The sequence below is a fragment of the Nocardioides sp. 503 genome (genome assembly GCF_004522095.1).
In the GTDB taxonomy this organism is placed as follows: domain Bacteria; phylum Actinomycetota; class Actinomycetes; order Propionibacteriales; family Nocardioidaceae; genus Nocardioides.
Window position 1 is genome coordinate 756,272 of sequence record NZ_SPUI01000002.1, and the last position, 17,478, is coordinate 773,749.

18 protein-coding genes are annotated in these 17,478 nt (G+C 72.7%); 12 read left to right on the forward strand and 6 right to left on the reverse strand.

Annotated features, from left to right (window positions below; all coding sequences use genetic code 11):
- Positions 1 to 34: 34 nt before the first annotated feature.
- The 3 genes from E4622_RS22640 (at position 35) to E4622_RS04635 (ending at position 1,961) form a co-directional block, all read left to right on the forward strand.
- Entirely contained in the window at positions 35 to 196 is a 162-nt protein-coding gene (locus E4622_RS22640) for a hypothetical protein (protein WP_167735973.1), read from the forward strand.
- A 68-nt stretch (positions 197 to 264) separates the two neighbouring features.
- Positions 265 to 966, forward strand: a complete 702-nt coding sequence (locus E4622_RS04630) for a class I SAM-dependent methyltransferase (RefSeq protein ID WP_348536978.1) — start codon at positions 265 to 267, stop codon at positions 964 to 966.
- Positions 870 to 1,961 (forward strand): DUF3068 domain-containing protein, encoded by a 1,092-nt coding sequence (locus tag E4622_RS04635; protein WP_134738870.1) that lies wholly within the window; start codon positions 870 to 872, stop codon positions 1,959 to 1,961. Before E4622_RS04630 ends, E4622_RS04635 begins: the two co-directional genes overlap by 97 nt.
- A gap of 18 nt (positions 1,962 to 1,979) precedes the next feature.
- Here the strand turns inward: E4622_RS04635 and E4622_RS04640 are convergent, their stop codons facing one another.
- The gene (locus tag E4622_RS04640; protein WP_245155883.1) at positions 1,980 to 2,813 is read right to left on the reverse strand and encodes a class I SAM-dependent methyltransferase; all 834 of its coding nucleotides are present in this window, start codon (positions 2,811 to 2,813) and stop codon (positions 1,980 to 1,982) included.
- A gap of 40 nt (positions 2,814 to 2,853) precedes the next feature.
- Between E4622_RS04640 and E4622_RS04645 the strand changes: the two genes are divergently transcribed.
- Positions 2,854 to 3,738: an aminoglycoside phosphotransferase family protein gene (locus tag E4622_RS04645; RefSeq protein WP_245155884.1), complete on the forward strand. Its 885-nt coding sequence runs from the start codon at positions 2,854 to 2,856 to the stop codon at positions 3,736 to 3,738.
- Between the two features lie 19 nt (positions 3,739 to 3,757).
- Positions 3,758 to 4,471 (forward strand): MOSC domain-containing protein, encoded by a 714-nt coding sequence (locus E4622_RS23315; protein ID WP_209021781.1) that lies wholly within the window; start codon positions 3,758 to 3,760, stop codon positions 4,469 to 4,471.
- A gap of 51 nt (positions 4,472 to 4,522) precedes the next feature.
- On the opposite strand, the gene E4622_RS04655 is transcribed toward E4622_RS23315, so the two are convergent.
- Positions 4,523 to 4,726 (reverse strand): cold-shock protein, encoded by a 204-nt coding sequence (locus E4622_RS04655; protein ID WP_134738871.1) that lies wholly within the window; start codon positions 4,724 to 4,726, stop codon positions 4,523 to 4,525.
- A 260-nt stretch (positions 4,727 to 4,986) separates the two neighbouring features.
- Here E4622_RS04655 and E4622_RS04660 point away from each other — a divergent pair, with 260 nt between their 5' ends.
- Together E4622_RS04660 and rpsA are read left to right on the forward strand one after the other, a co-directional pair.
- A complete protein-coding gene (locus tag E4622_RS04660) occupies positions 4,987 to 5,466 on the forward strand; it encodes a hypothetical protein (RefSeq protein WP_134738872.1) in 480 nt (159 codons plus the stop codon).
- A gap of 217 nt (positions 5,467 to 5,683) precedes the next feature.
- A complete protein-coding gene (gene rpsA, locus E4622_RS04665; RefSeq protein WP_134738873.1) occupies positions 5,684 to 7,171 on the forward strand; it encodes a 30S ribosomal protein S1 in 1,488 nt (495 codons plus the stop codon).
- A 107-nt stretch (positions 7,172 to 7,278) separates the two neighbouring features.
- On the opposite strand, the gene E4622_RS22645 is transcribed toward rpsA, so the two are convergent.
- Entirely contained in the window at positions 7,279 to 7,428 is a 150-nt protein-coding gene (locus E4622_RS22645) for a hypothetical protein (RefSeq protein ID WP_167735975.1), read from the reverse strand.
- Between the two features lie 93 nt (positions 7,429 to 7,521).
- On the opposite strand from E4622_RS22645, the gene E4622_RS04670 reads away from it, so the two are divergent.
- From E4622_RS04670 to coaE, 3 genes are all read left to right on the forward strand, one after another.
- Positions 7,522 to 8,466: a helix-turn-helix domain-containing protein gene (locus E4622_RS04670; RefSeq protein ID WP_134738874.1), complete on the forward strand. Its 945-nt coding sequence runs from the start codon at positions 7,522 to 7,524 to the stop codon at positions 8,464 to 8,466.
- A gap of 64 nt (positions 8,467 to 8,530) precedes the next feature.
- Positions 8,531 to 11,533: a PQQ-dependent sugar dehydrogenase gene (locus E4622_RS04675; RefSeq protein ID WP_167735976.1), complete on the forward strand. Its 3,003-nt coding sequence runs from the start codon at positions 8,531 to 8,533 to the stop codon at positions 11,531 to 11,533.
- A gap of 136 nt (positions 11,534 to 11,669) precedes the next feature.
- Entirely contained in the window at positions 11,670 to 12,269 is a 600-nt protein-coding gene (coaE, locus tag E4622_RS04680; RefSeq protein WP_134738876.1) for a dephospho-CoA kinase, read from the forward strand.
- On the opposite strand, the gene E4622_RS04685 is transcribed toward coaE, so the two are convergent.
- The 3 genes from E4622_RS04685 to E4622_RS04695 all read right to left on the reverse strand — a co-directional run bounded on the left by E4622_RS04685 (position 12,244) and on the right by E4622_RS04695 (position 16,126).
- Entirely contained in the window at positions 12,244 to 12,708 is a 465-nt protein-coding gene (locus E4622_RS04685) for a GNAT family N-acetyltransferase (protein ID WP_134738877.1), read from the reverse strand. The genes coaE and E4622_RS04685 overlap by 26 nt on opposite strands.
- A 105-nt stretch (positions 12,709 to 12,813) precedes the next feature.
- A complete protein-coding gene (locus tag E4622_RS04690) occupies positions 12,814 to 13,767 on the reverse strand; it encodes a sigma-70 family RNA polymerase sigma factor (RefSeq protein WP_134738878.1) in 954 nt (317 codons plus the stop codon).
- Positions 13,768 to 13,945: 178 nt separating this feature from the next.
- Positions 13,946 to 16,126: a S9 family peptidase gene (locus tag E4622_RS04695; RefSeq protein WP_134738879.1), complete on the reverse strand. Its 2,181-nt coding sequence runs from the start codon at positions 16,124 to 16,126 to the stop codon at positions 13,946 to 13,948.
- Between the two features lie 41 nt (positions 16,127 to 16,167).
- On the opposite strand from E4622_RS04695, the gene E4622_RS04700 reads away from it, so the two are divergent.
- Together E4622_RS04700 and E4622_RS04705 are read left to right on the forward strand one after the other, a co-directional pair.
- Positions 16,168 to 16,869 (forward strand): 5-oxoprolinase subunit PxpA, encoded by a 702-nt coding sequence (locus E4622_RS04700; protein WP_134738880.1) that lies wholly within the window; start codon positions 16,168 to 16,170, stop codon positions 16,867 to 16,869.
- Between the two features lie 12 nt (positions 16,870 to 16,881).
- On the forward strand, positions 16,882 to 17,406 hold the full coding sequence (locus E4622_RS04705; protein WP_134738881.1) for a DUF4333 domain-containing protein: 525 nt from the start codon (positions 16,882 to 16,884) through the stop codon (positions 17,404 to 17,406).
- Positions 17,407 to 17,478 lie beyond the last annotated feature (72 nt).

Sequence of the window (17,478 nt, forward strand, 5' to 3'; positions counted from 1 at the left end):
TGCTACGCTGCACCCACCTAGGGAGGGTGAACACGTGGGAATCTCAGGCATTGCAGGTCTCATCGGGTCGCTGATCGTCGGCGGCGTGGTCGGAACCGTGTCGTTGGTCGGCGTCATCAACAGCCAGACCTCGCCGCCGAGCAAGTCACCGGTGAGCGTCGAGCAGCCGGACCTCGACTACGGCTCGAACAGCTGACCCCGGTCGCTCGCCGTACCGGCGAGCGCCCGCGGCGTCGCGCCACGCTGCGCCGCTCCGTCCGTCTCCTGCGCGAGTTCCGCTACGAGCAGCCCGACCCCGCCCGGTTCTACCGGGCTCTGGCCGCCGACTCCGTCGAGCAGCTCGGCGACTACGCCGACCTGCGCGGAGCCCGGCTGCTGGACGTCGGAGGCGGCCCGGGCTACTTCCGTGACGCGTTCGTCGGCGCCGGCGCGACCTACCTCGCGCTCGACGCCGACGCCGGCGAGCTCGCCGGGCTCGGCGAGATCGCGTCCGGCACCGTCATCGGCAGCGGCATGCAGCTGCCCTTCGCGGACGGCTCCGTGGACATCTGCTACTCCTCCAACGTGCTGGAGCACGTCTCCGACCCCTGGCGGATGGCCCAGGAGATGGTCCGGGTCACGCGGCCCGGCGGCCTGGTCTACCTCAGCTACACCGTGTGGTTCGGCCCCTGGGGCGGCCACGAGACGGCGCCCTGGCACTTCCTCGGAGGGCAGCGGGCGCGACGCCGCTACCGGCGCGTCCACGGCCACGAGCCGAAGAACCGGTTCGGGGAGTCCCTGTTCGCGGTGACCACCGGCGACGGGCTGCGGTGGGCGGCGCGCCAGGAGGTCGCGGACGTGGTCGCGATCCGGCCGCGCTACAACCCGGGATGGTCCTGGTGGCTGCTGCGGGTGCCGCTGGTGCGCGAGGTCGCCACCTGGAACCTGGTGCTCGTGCTGAGGAAACACCCGGTCGACGCCACCTGAGCGTGGGACGTGACTCATCAGTAGTTATCTGCCATATTGACGCCGCGGCAGCTGTGACATGGGTTACTGTGCCGAAATATTCGTTCCTGGGGAGGGGCACAGCTGTGCGTAAGAATCTTGGTGCGATCCTGCTCGCTTTGAGTGGCTTCCTGTTGGTCGTCGGGCTCCTGGCACTCATCTGGGCGCCCGGACAGGTCAAGAAGCTGCCACTCGACGTCAACTCCGTGACGCACCTCAGCGGCACCGTCTCCAAGCTCGGCTCCGACGAGCAGCCGGTCAAGGTCGAGAGCATCTCGAAGGTCGACTCCGACGCCTCCGACGATGACGTCGCCGTCTGGGTCAACACCTCGTGCGTGGTCATCGACGTCGACGACGCGCCCAACTGCGTCGACGACAGCGACGAGCGCCTCGTGAGCGCCAGCACCGACGTCTTCGCGACCGACCGCGTCAGCGCGGAGGCCGTCGAGGAGTTCAAGGGCCTGCCCGACGACGCGACGAAGCACGTCGGGCTCATCAACAAGTGGCCCTTCGACACCGAGAAGAAGGACTACGAGTACTGGGACGGCACCGCTGACGCCGCCGTCAAGGCCGTCTACGACCGCACCGACGAGCTCGAGGGCGTCGACCTCTACGTCTACAAGATCGACATCAAGGACGCCGACATCGAGGTCGCCGACGGCGTGGCCGGCACCTACGACAACGCCGGCGAGGTCTGGGTGGAGCCGGTCACCGGCGCGATCCTCCAGCAGAGCCAGGACCAGCAGCGCTACCTCGCCGACGGCACCAAGGTCCTCGACCTCAAGATCAAGTTCACCGACGACCAGGTCAAGGAGAGCGCCTCCGACGCGAAGGACAACGTCGGGAAGATCAACCTGCTCACCAGCACGATCCCGATCGTGGCCCTCAGCGCGGGCGTCATCGCACTCCTCGCGGCGGTCCTGCTGATCCTCGGCAACCGCCGCGCCGGCACCCGCCGGGACTCCGGCACCGCCTAGGACGCGAGCACCCCAGCACTAGTCGTCGGCGCGGACCACCAGGTCCGCGCCGACCAACGCGTGTTCGGGGGTGGTCCGCCCCCGCCCCCCCCCCCCCCCGCCCCACAGCCGGTCGTGACCCTCGGGCCACTCGGGCTCGAGCAGCGTCGTGATCCGGAAGCCCCGGCCGGCCAGCAGCGCGACCCAGTCGCCCAGCGTGCGGTGGTGCTCGACGTAGGCCACCTGTCCGGTGGCGTCGTCCACCTCGACGTACGGCGTGCGGTCCCAGTAGGACTGGCTCGCGACCAGCCCGGCCTCGGTCGGGTCGTCGGGGAACATCCACCGCGTGGGGTGGGTGATGGAGAAGGCGAATCGCCCGCCGGGCCGCAGCACCCGCGCGGTCTCGGCGACGGCCAGGTCGATCTCGCTGACGAACTGCAGCGCGCCGAAGGAGCAGAACACCACGTCGAAGGTCGCGTCCGCGAACGGCAGCGACGTCGCGGTGCCCAGCACGGAGGGGACCACGATCCGAGTCTGCTCGTCGAGGCGACGCGAGTGCTGCAGCTGGCGGTGCGACAGGTCCAGGCCGAAGGAGCGCCCGCCGCGGGTGCGCACCCACCGCGAGCACTGTCCGGCCCCCGAGCCGACCTCGAGCACGTCCTTGTCCCGGACGTCGCCGAGGACCCCGGCCTGCTCCTCGGTGAGCCCCTCGGGACCCCACACGAAGCCGGCGTCGCCGAGGAACTCGCCGTGCGTGGCCTGGTACTCGTCGGCGTAGCGGTCCCAGTCGGGGCCGTTGGCCGCCCGTGACTCCGCCTCGCCGACGGCTCGCCGCTCCACGCGCACCGGGGGGTGCGGCCAGTGTTCTTGCACGCGGTCACGCTACGCCCCCGCCCCCTGGGAGGATGGCCGGGTGGACCTCGCCTCGATGACGCCGCTGGCCGGGGGCTGGTCGGGCGAGACCTTCCTGGCACAGGCGGCCGGGGAGCGGCAGGTGGTGCGGGTCTACGCGCGACCGCGTCCCGCCGGCCAGCACGCCCACGAGGTCGACGCCGCGCTCCTGACGCTCGTGCGCGGCCTGCTCCCTGTCGCCGACGTGCTCGAGTCGCGGCGGGGTGACCCGGCCTCGGGGATGCCGGCGCTGCTGGTGACCAGCGTGCTGCCGGGAGAGCGCGGCGACCTCGTGCTGTCCACGCTCGACGACGACGGCCTGGCGCGGTGGGGCCGCCAGGTCGGCCGGGTCGTCGCCACCCTGGCCGGTGTGGCGATGCTGCGCCCGGGGCGGTTCCTCGACGGCAGCCTGACGCCGAGCGCGTCACCCGGCGCCGACGGCCTGCCCGGGTGGGTCGAGGAGCACGAGGACTCCCTCGTCCATTGGCCGGCCGCCGACCTCGCCGGGCTGCGCGAGGTCGCCCGCCGCGCCCAGGACCTCCTCGACACCGTGACCCGCACCTGCCTGGTCCACGGCGACCTGAGCCCCGCCAACCTGCTCGCCGACCCGGTCACCCTCCAGGTCACCGGGGTCGTCGACTGGGAGCGCGCCCACGCGGGTCACCCCTTCACCGACCTCGGCAGCGCGCTGCGCGCCGAGCGCGCTCCCGCCTACGTCGACGCCGTGCTGGCGACGTACGCCGAGCGGCTGGGCGTCCCGCCCGACGAGGCGCTGGCGCTGGCCCGGGCGGCCGACCTGTGGTCGCTCGTCGACCTCGCCGCCCGCAGGGAGGAGAATCCCGTCGCCGCTCGCGCCGAGGCGCTCCTGCGGAACGTCGCCCGCACGGGCGACCTGTCGGCCTGCTAGAGGCCCGAGGAGGAGAGCCGTGAGCCTGGACGACGAGCACCCGGACGGTCCCGCCGCAGCACGGGTCCTGGAGGTCCGGACCGGGCGCACCGGTGCGGTCGAGCACCGCGGCCGCTCCGTGCCCACGGCGTACCGCAAGTCACCGCGGAGCGGGCCCGTGGCCGCGGGAGCGCTCGGCCTCGAGGGTGACGAGCAGGCGGACCCGCGCGTGCACGGGGGACCCGACAAGGCCGTCTACGCCTACCCGGTCGAGCACTACGCCTGGTGGGAGGAGCGGCTGGGCGTCGCAATGCCTCCCGGCTCGTTCGGGGAGAACCTGCTGCTCGCGGGGCTGACCGAGGAGCGGGTGCACCTCGGGGACCGCTTCGGCGTGGGCTCGCTCGTGCTCGAGGTGAGCATGCCGCGCCGGCCCTGCTTCAAGCTGGCCGCCGTGCACGACCGGCCGGAGCTGCCCGAGCTGCTGCAGGACAGTGGCCGCACCGGGTTCTACCTGCGCGTCGTCGCCCCGGGCTCGGTGGCAGCGGGGGAGCGGCTGGTCGCCGTCGGGGAGGCGGTCACCTCGGTGACCGTCCTGGAGCTCAACCGGGTGATGAACGTCGACCGCTCCGACCTCGCGGCGGCGGCGGCCCTCAGCAGGGTCCCTCAGGTGCCCGAGCGCTGGCGGCACAGCCTCGCCCGCCGGCTCGAGGGACACCAGGAGCCCGACGAGGGGCCCCGGCTGCTCGGGTCGTGATGACGCACGAAGGGCCCCGACCGCAGTGCGGTCGGGGCCCTTCGCTGGAGATCAGGAGACGCGGACGTTCTCGGCCTGGGGACCCTTGGGGCCCTGGGCCAGGTCGAACTCGACCTTCTGGTTCTCGTCGAGCGACTTGTAGCCGCTGGTCTGGATGGCGGAGAAGTGGACGAACACGTCCTCGCCGCCACCGTCCTGGGCGATGAAGCCGAAGCCCTTTTCAGCGTTGAACCACTTGACGGTGCCCTGAGCCATGATCTTTTCCCTTGTTCACGTGTCGCGGACCTTGTGCCCACGACCTGCTGAAGACATCCATCTGAGCCAGTGTCCAGCGAACCGAAAACCAGGAGAACGAGATACAAGCCGCGACGTCGTGTGCGGCGAGGACGACACGAGGTCGTCCCTTCAACGGCTCCTACGATAGGGCATGGGCCGCGGGTTCCGGTCTTCGCCGCCGCCGTGTCGAGTACGACGGCTCATGGGCCGGTCCCTGCGGCGCCCCCAGGATGGGGCGCATGAGCCCCCTACGACGCCTCGATCTCGCCCTCGCCTGGGTGTCCCTGACCCTCTTCGCGGTGGCCGTGGTGGTGGCGGTCCGGGCCACGGAGCATGCGTGGGACGTCGAGGCGGAGTTCGTCCTGGGTCCGGACGACGACCAGTCCCTCTACGGCATCGCCTACCTCGTCTACGCCGCCGTCCTGGCCCCGGCGGCGCTGGCGCACCTGGTCAGCGTGGCCGTCGCCACCGTCCGGGCGGCGAGCCGCCGCGCCCCGGGCGGCGCCGCGTGGGCCACGGCGTGGGTCGCCTACGGCCTCGGTGTCCTCTGCACGGCCGGGGTGGCCGCCATGGGCGTGGCCTTCGCGCTGGGCCTGGACGCGGCCCCGGACCGCGAGCAGACCCGGACCCTGCTCTACGCCGTCGCCCCGGTGGTGATCTGCGCGCTGGCCGCCGTGGTCCCGCTGCTCGGCCGCGGGCTCACCCCCGCGAGCGACTGACCGCGCGCTCGCGCGGCCCGGGTTGGACTCTCGCGGACGGGCGAGCGTAAACTCGCGAGTTGCGCCTGTTGTCTGCCTGGGTTCCATACGGAGCGGACTCGAGCTCGCTATCACACGCTCCGTCCCGCCTCGCGGGCAGCGGATCCGAGATCGGTAGTGAAAACCGGACCTCCGGCGTGCCCGCACGACATCTGCCCACCAAGGAATAACTTCCCTTATGACGAGCACCATGATCCAGCCGGACTACGACGCGCCCCAGGTGGCGATCAACGACATCGGGTCCGAAGCAGACTTCCTCGCCGCCATCGACGAGACGATCAAGTACTTCAACGACGGTGACATCGTCGCCGGCATCATCGTCAAGGTCGACCGCGACGAGGTCCTCCTCGACATCGGCTACAAGACCGAGGGCGTCATCCCCTCCCGCGAGCTGTCGATCAAGCACGACGTCGACCCCTCCGAGGTCGTCGCCGTCGGCGACGAGGTCGAGGCCCTGGTCCTCCAGAAGGAGGACAAGGAAGGCCGCCTGATCCTGTCCAAGAAGCGCGCCCAGTACGAGCGCGCCTGGGGCACCATCGAGCAGGTCAAGGAGGAGGACGGCGTCGTCGAGGGCACCGTCATCGAGGTCGTCAAGGGCGGCCTCATCATCGACATCGGCCTGCGCGGCTTCCTGCCCGCCTCGCTGGTCGAGATGCGCCGCGTGCGCGACCTGCAGCCCTACGTGGGCCAGGTCCTCGAGGCGAAGATCATCGAGCTCGACAAGAACCGCAACAACGTGGTCCTGTCGCGCCGCGCCTGGCTCGAGCAGACCCAGTCCGAGGTGCGCCACGGCTTCCTGACCCAGCTCCAGAAGGGCCAGATCCGCAAGGGCGTCGTGTCCTCCATCGTCAACTTCGGTGCGTTCGTGGACCTCGGCGGCGTCGACGGCCTCGTGCACGTCTCGGAGCTGTCCTGGAAGCACATCGACCACCCCTCCGAGGTCGTCACCGTCGGCGACGAGGTCACCGTCGAGGTGCTGGACGTGGACATGGACCGCGAGCGCGTCTCGCTGTCGCTCAAGGCCACGCAGGAAGACCCCTGGCAGCACTTCGCCCGCACCCACCAGATGGGTCAGATCGTGCCCGGCAAGGTCACCAAGCTGGTGCCCTTCGGCTCGTTCGTGCGGGTCGAGGAGGGCATCGAGGGCCTGGTGCACATCTCCGAGCTGGCCGAGCGCCACGTGGAGATCCCCGAGCAGGTCGTCCAGGTCAACGACGACGTCATGGTCAAGATCATCGACATCGACCTCGAGCGTCGCCGGATCTCGCTGTCGCTGAAGCAGGCCAACGAGACCGCGACCGCGGCCGACGTCGAGGAGTTCGACCCCACGCTCTACGGCATGGCGGCGACCTACGACGAGCAGGGCAACTACGTCTACCCCGACGGCTTCGACCCCGAGACGGGCGAGTGGCTCGAGGGCTTCGACGAGCAGCGTGCGGTCTGGGAGGAGCAGTACGCCAAGGCGCACGCTCGCTGGGAGGCCCACGTCAAGCAGCAGGCCGAGGCCAAGCAGGCCGACGTCGAGGCCGGCGAGGCCACGACGTACTCCTCGGGCGGCGACACCGACGCCGACACCGAGGGTGGCGGCGCGGCCGAGGGTGGCTCGCTCGCCTCGGACGAGGCGCTGCAGGCGCTGCGCGAGAAGCTCACCGGCGGCCAGGCCTGACCTGTCCCGGCTGAGCAGTCGCTCACCACGCACGAAACCGAAGGGCGCCCACCGCGAGGTGGGCGCCCTTCGGCGTCGTCGGGACGGTCGGGAGCCGCGGGGGTCGGTCAGACCACGCGGCCGCGCAGGGCGAGCGGGCCGAGCTCGTCGTGGTGCTCGGAGGTGTTGGCGGGACCGGCGAAGCGGTCGTGACGGGCGTAGCTCACGAGGGCCGCGAGGCCGGCGAGCAGGACGAGGAGGATCAGTGCGGTAGTCATGGCAGTAATCATGCGCCGCATTAGATCCCGCCACGAGTGGCAGAGAAGTCACTCTCCGTCGATTTGCTGCCAGATGTCTGCCATGATGGGCCGATGCTGACCAACGTCGCCACGCTCGTCTACGACGGCGTCGCCCCCTTCGAGCTCGGCGTGCTGTGCGAGGCCTTCGGGATGGACCGTCGCGACGACGGCGTCCCGCTGCTCGACTTCTCCGTCTGCGGCCCGGTGGTCGGCCGCGTGCCGACGTCGATGGGCTTCTCGATCAACGTCGAGCGGGGCCTGGACCGCCTGGAGGAGGCCGACCTGATCGGTGTGCCCGCCATGCCGCGCGGCGGTCACGTGCCCGACGAGGTCGTGACCGCCCTGCGCCGGGCCCACGAGCGCGGCGCGCGGATCCTGTCGGTGTGCTCCGGGGCCTTCACCCTCGGGTCGGCGGGCCTGCTCGACGGCCGCGAGTGCACGACGCACTGGCGCTACACCAGCGAGCTCGCGGAGCGCTTCCCGCTGGCGCGGGTGGTGCCGGAGGTCCTCTACGTCGACGCCGGCGACATCGTCACCAGCGCGGGGACGGCCGCCGGGCTGGACGCGACCCTGCACATCTGGCGCCAGGAGTACGGCGCCGCCGTGGCCAGCGCCGTCGCGCGCCGGATGGTGGTCCCGCCGCAGCGCGAGGGCGGCCAGGCCCAGTTCATCGCCCGCGCCGTGCCCGACTGCCGCGCCGAGACCCTCGGGCCGGTGCTCCAGTGGATCACCGAGCACCTCGGCGACGACCTCGGCGTCGAGACGCTGGCGCGCCAGGCGCACATGTCCCCGCGCACCTTCGCCCGCCGCTTCCGCGACGAGACCGGCACCACCCCCCACAGCTGGGTGACCTCCCAGCGCGTCCAGGCCGCCGAGGAGCTCCTCGAGCGCAGCGACGCCTCGGTCGACTGGATCGCCGGCGAGGTCGGCTTCGGCAACGCCGCCACGCTGCGCCACCACTTCACCCGGGTCCGGGGCGTCAGCCCCCAGCAGTACCGCCGCCAGTTCGCCTGCTGAGCGACGCGGCAGCTCTTCGGCCGATCCGGCGTACGCCGGGCGGTGCATGGCGCAGACTCGGAGCGTGCTCCGCATCCTCGTGGCCGTCCTGGCCGTCGTGTGCGGGACCGTGTCGGCCTCGGTCGTGGTCCCGCCTGCGGCCGCGGCCGCCGGGGGGCGGCCCTCGGTCTCCCTGTCGCCGTCGGCTGCGATGGTCGGCGAGCAGGTCCGGGTGGCGACCCGGCTCGCCAGCCGGGTCCGCAGACCGGTGCGGCTGGAGAGACGGTCCGGCCGGACGTGGGTCGCCGTGCGCACGGGCACGAGCACGCACGCCGGCCGCGTGGCGTTCACCGTCGCCGCGCCGCCCGGGGCCACGTCGTTCCGCGTGGTGGCGCCCCGCCACCGCGTCGGGGGACGTCGCTACGCCTCCCTCGTCTCGCGCCCCGCCACCGTCCGCGCCACGCGCCCGACGGTGGGCCTGACGGTGTCTCATGGCTCCGGAGGGCTGGTCGACGCCACGGTGACCGTCTCGCACGCCCGCGCGGGGCGCGTCGTGGCGCTGCAGGCGCAGAGCGACGACGGCCACTGGTCCACCCTGTCCAGCCGCCGCGCGGGCGCGTCCCGCAGCGTGCTGCTGGCGGGGGCGACCACCCTCGAGGCGGTCCGCGGGAAGCCGCTGCGCGGATGGGTCGCGGCCCACCGAGGAGCACCGGCCACCTCGTCGGCGGTCCACCTGCCGCCGTCGGTCTCGGCCCCGACCGTGCTCGACGGTGACACCGCACGCCTCGGCGTCACGACCTCCGGCGCCGTCCGGGCCGTGCGGTTCTACGTCGACGGCGTGCTGGCGGCCGAGGACACCGCCGCCCCCTGGCAGGCCACGGTGAGCCCCCGGGTGGGCGAGCACGACGTGCTCGCGCGCGCGGTGGGGCCGCTGGAGAGCGCGACCAGCCCCGTAGTGGGCCTCGTTCGCGCCGCGTCGCCCCTCGGCGCCGACAGCGGCGTGGCCGAGGGGTTCGCGATGGAGCGGGTGCAGAGCGGGCTGAGCCTGCCCACCAGCGCCGCGGTCCTGCCCGGAGGCGCGGTCCTGGTGGCCGAGAAGAGCGGGCGCGTGGTTGTCGTGGAGCCGACGGCCGACGCGGGCGCGGTCGCGTGGTCGCCGCCGCGGGTGGTCCTCGACCTGACGGCCGACGTCGCGGACGAGGGGGACGGGGGACTGACCGGCCTCGCCGTGGACCCCGCCTTCGCGCAGAACGGCTACGTCTACCTGGCCTACGTGCTCGACGGCGGCCCCGACGTCCCGCGCTCACAGCAGGTGGCTCGCCTCACCTGGGACGGCACCGTCCTGGACCCGGCCTCACGTCACGTCGTCCTCGGCTCCGTGACCGGCGCCGCCTGCTCGGAGCCGGCCGACATCCGCACACCCGACTGCGTCCCCCTCATCGGGGAGGCGCACACGATCGGCGACCTGGCCTTCGACGAGGAGGTTCGGCTGCTGGTCGGCGTCGGCGACGGCGCGCTGTACGCCTCACCGACCGGGCTGTCCGGCCGCCTGGAGACGTGGCGCGCCCAGGACCCCGACGTGCTCGCCGGCAAGATCCTCCGCATCGACCCCACGTCGGGGCGAGGGGTCCCGGACAACCCGCTCCACACCGGGGACGGCTCCAGCAACGCCTCGCGGGTGCTGGCCCTGGGGCTGCGCAACCCGTTCCGCTTCGTCGTGCGCGGCGACCGGCTGGTCGTCGGCGACGTCGGGGAGAACGCCTGGGAGGAGATCGACCTCGTGCCCCTCGGCCCCGGTGAGCGGGGCTCGGCGCCGAACTTCGGCTGGCCGTGCCGGGAGGGCGACGCGGACACCTCGCTCGGCGACGTCAGTGACCCCGAGAGCCCCTGGCGCGGCTGTCTCGCGGTCCGCGCCCCGGGCGGGTCCCGCCCGCCGGCGCACGCCTACCCGCACCGAAGCGACGGCGGCTCGGTGACCGCGGGCGTGTTCCTCGACTCGCCGGGCTATCCCGAGCACGTGCGCGGGCGCTTCGTCTTCGGTGACTACGCCCAGATGTTCATCCGCACCGCCGAGCTGACGACCGGGGGCGACGTCTCGGCGGTCGCCGACCTGGCGGACTCCTCCGCGGCCGGGGGACCGGTGCGGTTCTTCACCGGCCCCGACGGCTGGGCGTGGTCGGTCTCCCTCGTCTCCGGCTCGCTCGAGCGGATCCGGTGGACCGGCGACGCAGCGGTCGACACGTGCCCGGTCGGCACCTTCCGGCGTACCTTCCACGACCTCGACGGCCCGGACTCGGAGTTCGACCGGGAGCACACCTCGGACCCCGCCTACTCGTGGATGTACCCCTATGCGGCGGTCCAGCTCCCCGGCGAGGCGCTCGCCGGGGCGACGTGCGAGCCCGACGTCCGCCTGCCGAGCACGGACGGCTCGCCGTGGACGGGCCCGGAGGAGCCGGACACCCGCGCCCACCCGGGCGACCGGTGGGGCACCGCCTGGCGCGGCCGGATCGACGTGGAGCCGGGGACCTACCGGTTCCGCGTCGACGGCACGGAGTGGGTCCGTGTGTGGGTCGACGACCGCCCGCTGCACGACTTCTACGCCACCGCCTTCTGGGGCGACGAGCGGGTGCACGACGTCGTGCTGACCAGGGGACAGCACATCGTGCGGGCCGAGCACGTGCACGGTGACGAGGCGACGGCGGCGGCCGAGGTCACCTGGGAGCGGGTGGGCGGACCGCCGTCGGTCGCGCTGGTCCTGCCGGCCGACGGGTACGTCGCCGCCGACGGGTCGGTCCCGTGGTCGGTCGAGGTCGGCGACCCCGACGGGGACGACCTCGCGGGCCTCACCGAGCGCACGGAGCTCGAGGTCGACCTGCTGCACTACACCGGCAACACCTTCCACGCGCATCCCTCGAGCCGGATCACGGGCCGGCTGTCCGGCACCCTGCACGTCGACGACGTGCACTCCCCGGGCTCCGTCGTGGTGCGGCTGCGGGCGACGGTCACCGACGCCAGCGGCGCCCGGACCAGGAGCCTGCCCGCCTACGTGTGCCTGTCCGGCAGCGCGGCGGGGCCGTGCGCGGGGTGAGTTTCACCGGGTACCCGGTGAAACTCACGCTTCCGGTACGAAGCTTCGTGCCGGAAGCGTGAGTTTCGTACGGTCGGTGGGACGCGAGTGACGACCAGTCGACGACGACGTGCTGCCTCGGCGCTAGCGTGACGGCATGCGAGTGGGACTGACCGGCGGCATCGCCTCGGGCAAGAGCACGGTGTCGGTGATGCTGGCCGAGCTGGGTGCGGTGGTCATCGACGCCGACAGGCTGGCGCGCGAGGTGGTCGAGCGGGGCACGCCGGGGCTGGCGGCGGTGGTCGAGGCGTTCGGCGAGCAGCTGCTGACGCCCGAGGGCGACCTGGACCGACCCGCCATGGGGGCCCTGGTCTTCCAGGACGAGGCCAAGCGGCGCATCCTGGAGTCGATCGTGCACCCGCTCGTCTTCGAGCGGATCGTGGCGCTGGAGGAGCGGGCGCCCGAGGGTGCGGTGGTCGTCCACGACATCCCGCTGCTCGCGGAGTCGGGGCGTGCGGACACCTTCGACGCGGTCGTCGTCGTGGACGTGCCGAGCGAGACGCAGGTGGAGCGGATGCTGCGCGACCGTGGCTGGACGCGCGAGGACGCCGAGTCGCGCATCGCCGCGCAGGCCAGCCGCGAGGACCGGCTCGCGCTGGCGACGTACGTCGTCGACAACACCGGCTCGCTGGACGACCTGCGCCGGCGCGTCGAGGAGGTCTACGCCGCGCTCACGGACCCATCACGAGCGTCATGAACGTGCTGTGCGGGTCGGGGCGGTAGTCGCCGAACGGCTCGCACTCGACGAACCCGTGGCGCACGTAGAGCGCCCGGGCCGGGGCGAAGAAGTCGAAGGAGCCGGTCTCCAGGCTCACCCGCGCGGCGCCGGCGGACCGCGCCTCGTCGAGGACGTGGCGCAGCAGCGCGGTCGCGACGCCCTGACGGGTGCGACCGGTGGCCGTGCGCATCGACTTGAGCTCGGCGTGGTCGGGGCCGAGCGTCTTGAGGGCCGCACACCCGAGCAGGTCGCCGTCCTCGTCGGTGACGCTCCAGAACCGCACGGATGGAGCGCGCAGGCCGTCCAGGTCCAGCGCGTGGCTGCTCCCCGGCGGGGTGACGTCGCGCAGCTGCGCGACGTGCTCCTCGAGGAACGCCACCACCGCCGGGTCGTCCAGGTCGCCCGGTCCGATCCTCATCGCCACACCCCCACGTCGTCCGCCCTCCGCTGGCTCACCGCCTCATGCTGGCACGCAGACGCCCCCCGGCTCGAGGAGCCGGGGGGCGTGTGGTGGTGGTGCGGGTCAGGCGGCCAGGTCGGGGTCGCCCAGGCGGCGCAGCTTCTGCAGCGCCTCCCGCTCGAGCTGGCGGACCCGCTCGGCGGAGATGCCGTGCTTGACGCCGATGTCGGCCAGCTTGTGCTGGCGTCCGTCGACCAGGCCGTAGCGCGAGCGGATGATGTCGGCAGCGCGGTCGTCGAGCTGACCCACCAGCGAGCTCAGGCGCTCGCGCGACTCGACGTCGAGGACCGTGAGGTCCGGACCCGGCGCGGTCTCCTGGGCCATCAGGTCACCCAGCGAGGTGTCGCCGTCCTCGTCCACGGGGGAGTCGAGGCTGACGTGCTCGCGTCCCCAGGCCATCAGGTCCAGGACCCGGTCGACCTCCATGCCGAGCTCGGTGGCGATCTCCGAGGGGTCGGGGTCGCGGCCGAGCTGACGCTCCAGGGTGCGGCGTGCGCCGCCGACCTGGTTGAGCTCCTCCACGACGTGCACGGGCAGCCGCACCACGCGGGCCTGCTGGGCGATGCCGCGGGTGATCGCCTGGCGCACCCACCAGGTGGCGTACGTCGAGAACTTGTAGCCCTTGGTGTAGTCGAACTTCTCGACCGCACGGATCAGGCCGGTGTTGCCCTCCTGGATCAGGTCGAGCATCGGCATCTGGGCGCGACCGTACTTGCGCGCGATCGAGACGACCAGGCGCAGGTTGGCCGAGATGAACAGGTCGACGGCCTTGCGACCCTCCTCGGCGAGCCACTCGAGCTCCTCCTGCTTGGCGAGGCCCGGGGCGCCGCCCTTGCGCCGGCCGACGCGACCCTCCGCGAGCAGGGCCTCGGCCATGAGGCCGGCCTCGATCGTCTTGGAGAGCTCGACCTCGGTCGCCGCGTCGAGGAGGGGAGTGCGCGCGATCTCGTCGAGGTAGAGACCGACGCTGTCGCGCCCCTCGATCTCACGCGTGACCGTTGCCGTTCTTGCCGCCATGGGGACCCTCCCTCACTGCAGGATGACCCTTCACCCTGCTTCTATCCCAACGCTCCGTGAGGACTGAGGATTCCCGGTCCATCTGTAAGAGCCTTCGTCATGGTTGACGATTCGGATTGCCCCAGAGTTGCCAGGTTCTCGAACTCTCAGGGACTTCTCAGGGGTACCCAGAACTTCCTCAGGCAAGTCCCATGCGGTCGAGGATCCAGGCGAGGGAGAACGCGCGGTCGTGCCAGGCCTTGTAGCGCCCCGAGACGCCGCCGTGGCCGGCCGACATCTCGGTGCGCAGGAGGACGTCCGGCTCGACCGCGGTCGCGCGCAGCCGGGCCACCCACTTGGCCGGCTCGACGTAGAGCACCCGGGTGTCGTTGAAGGAGGTCTCGGCCAGGATCGCCGGGTAGCGCACGGCCGCGACGTTGTCGTACGGCGCGTAGCCGGCGATGTAGTCGTAGACGTCCGGATCGGCCGCGGGGTCGCCCCACTCGTCGTACTCGGTCACGGTCAGCGGCAGGGTGGCGTCGAGCATGGTGGTCAGGTTGTCGACGAAGGGCACCCCCGCGACGACGCCCCCGAAGAGGTCCGGGGCCTGGTTGGCCACGGCGCCGGCGAGCAGGCCGCCGGCGCTGGCGCCCTCGGCGACCAGGTGCTCCGGCGTGGTCCAGCCGGTGTCGACCAGGTGCCGCGCGCAGGCGATGAAGTCGGAGAAGGTGTTCTGCTTGTGCTGCATCTTGCCGCCGTCGTACCAGCGGCGGCCCATCTCGCCGCCGCCGCGCACGTGCGCGATCGCGAACGCCGCGCCGCGGTCGAGCAGCGAGAGCCGGGCGATCGAGAAGTAGGGGTCGATGGACATCTCGTAGGCGCCGTAGCCGTAGAGCAGGACGGGCACCGGGCCGGTGCCGCCACCCTCCCCAGGATCGAGGGCAGCCTCGCGGGAGCCCCGGCGGGCCACGATCGAGATCGGGACCTGCTCGCCGTCGTCGGCGGTCGCCCAGAGGCGGTGCTCCTCGTAGTCGGCGGCGTCGTAGCCGCCCAGCACCGGGGTACGGCGGCGCAGCAGCAGCTCGCGGGTGCGCACGTCGTAGTCGTAGACCGACGCAGGGACGGCCATCGTGGTGTAGCCCAGCCGGACCGTGGGCTGGGTGAAGGCGGGGTTGCCGCCCGAGCCCACGGTGTAGACGGGCTCGTCGAACTCCACGAGGTAGTCGTCGCTGACCCCCGCCTCGCCGAGCTCGAGGATGCGCAGCTGGGTGAGGCCCTCGCTGCGCTGGTGGACCACCAGGTGACCGGCGAAGGCGTCGACGTCCTCGAGCCGGGTGGCCGGGTCGTGGGCGACGAGGGGCTCCCACCGGTCGGCCGGGGTCGGCTCGATCGGCGCCGTGGCCAGCTCGAAGTCGGGGCCGGTGGCGTTGTGCAGCACCAGGAACCGGTCCTCGCCCGCGATGACGGCGTGGTCCAGGGAGTACTCCACGCCCTCGCGGCGCTCGCAGAACACCCGGAAACCCGCGTCGGGGTCGTCGGCGTCGAGGACGCGGTACTCGGAGGTGATCTTGGAGCCGGCGGCGATGACCAGGAAGCGGTCGCTGCGGGTGCGGCCCAGGCCGACGAAGAAGCGACCGTCGGTCTCGTGGTGCACCAGCTCGTCGTCGGCCTGCGCGGTGCCCAGCGCGTGCCGCCAGATCTTGTCGGCGCGCCAGCTCTCGTCGACGGTGGAGTAGTAGACGTTCTCACCGGCGCGGTCCCACGTGACGCCGCCCAGGACGCCCTCGATCACGTCCGGCAACGGCTCGCGCGTGCCCAGGTCGAGGATCCGGACGGTGTAGCGCTCGTCGCCCACGACGTCGACGGAGTAGGCGAGCAGGGTGCCGTCCGGGCTGATGCTGGAGCCACCCAGGGAGAAGAAGTCGTGGCCCTCGGCGAGCGCGTTGAGGTCGAGCAGCACCTCCTCGCCGGGCAGCGCCGGCTCGTCGGGGGAGGCGTCCTCGGCGGGGGTGGGCGGGGTCCAGTCGTCGGGGTCGGCCACCGGGACGCGGCAGCTGGCGCCGTACTCGCGGCCCTCGAAGGAGCGGGCGTAGTACCAGTGGCCGCGGTTGCGCGTCGGCACCGACAGGTCGGTCTCGCGGGTGCGGGCCTTGATCTCGTCGAAGATCGACTGCCGCAGTCCGGCGAGGTGAGCGGTGCGGGCCTCGGTGTAGGCGTTCTCGGCCTCGAGGTGGGCGACCACCTCGGGCGACTCCTTGTCGCGCAGCCAGTCGTAGGCGTCGACCCGCGTGCGGCCGTGGTGCTCGGCGGTGACGGGGCGCGGGGTGGCCACCGGCGGGGAGGCCGGCTGCTCGACGGGCGGTGCGGCGGGGTCGGTCATGTCGGGAACGCTATCCACCGTGTGGATGAGAGGCTCGGGGGGTGGGTGACCTGCGCGGCCGCGTCGACCTCAACGCCGACCTGGGCGAGGAGGTCACCGACGACGCCGCCCTGCTGGCGGTGGTCACCAGCGCCAACGTCGCCTGCGGCTACCACGCCGGGAGCGCCGCGATCATGCGCGCGGTGTGCGCCGGGGCGGCGCGTCGCGGGGTGGCGGTGGGCGCCCAGGTGTCCTACGCCGACCGTGAGGGGTTCGGCCGCCGCCGCACCGACGTGGCAGCCGACGTGCTGCGCGAGCAGGTCGCCGACCAGGTCGGCGTGCTGACCGCGATCGCCCGCGCCGAGGGGACCGACGTGCGCTACCTCAAGCCGCACGGCGCGCTCTACCACCGCGCGATCGAGGACGAGGAGCAGGCCGGCGCCGTGCTGGCCGGCTCCGGGGACCTGCCGGTGCTGGGGATGCCGGGGGAGCTGCTGCGGCTCGCCGCCGCGGCCGGCCGCGCCGTGTGGCACGAGGGCTTCCCCGACCGTGCCTACGACGACGGGCGGCTGGTCCCGCGAGGGCGTCCGGGCGCGGTGCTCGACCGGGTCGACGACGTCACGGCGCAGGCCCTCGACCTCGCGCCCCGGGTCGACTCGCTGTGCCTGCACGGCGACGCGCCCGGCGCGGTGGAGCACGCGACCGCCGTGCGGCGTGCGCTCGAGGCTGCCGGGTGGTCGCTGCGGCCCGTCGGGGCCCTCTGACATCCTCGGCGCATGAGCACCCCACCTCGCGCGGCCACCGCCGTGGCCTGCCTCGCCGTCCTGGCGCTGAGCGCCTGCAGCGCCGACGACGGCAGCGCCGAGCGTTACGACGCCGACGAGGTGGCCGGCCAGGTCGCCGACGCCCAGCGGGAGGTCGCGCCCAAGTTCGACGTCGAGCGGGGCTCGTGCCCCGAGGGCGTCGAGCTCGAGAAGGGCACGTCGTTCGACTGCACCGTCGTCGTCGGCGGCGCCGAGGCCACCTACACGGTCACCGTCGAGTCCGTCTCCGACGGCACCGCCGACCTGACCTTCAGCTCCGATCAGGCGGTGATGTCGGCGGCGGGGGCGACCGACCTCGTCGAGGACGACGCGCACGACCGCGGCTACGACGAGGCCAACGCCTCGTGCGGCGAGACCGAGGTGCTCGTCGGGGAGCCCGGCGACGTCCTCACCTGCACGGTGGCCGCCGACGGCGAGCAGTACGACGTCGACGTCGAGATCCTCGACACGGACGGCGCCATCCAGCTCGTCGACTGAGGTCGGTGCTCGTCCACAGGCCACGGCCCCGGGCTGTGGACAGAGCCCGGTTCCTGTGCACTCACGGCCACC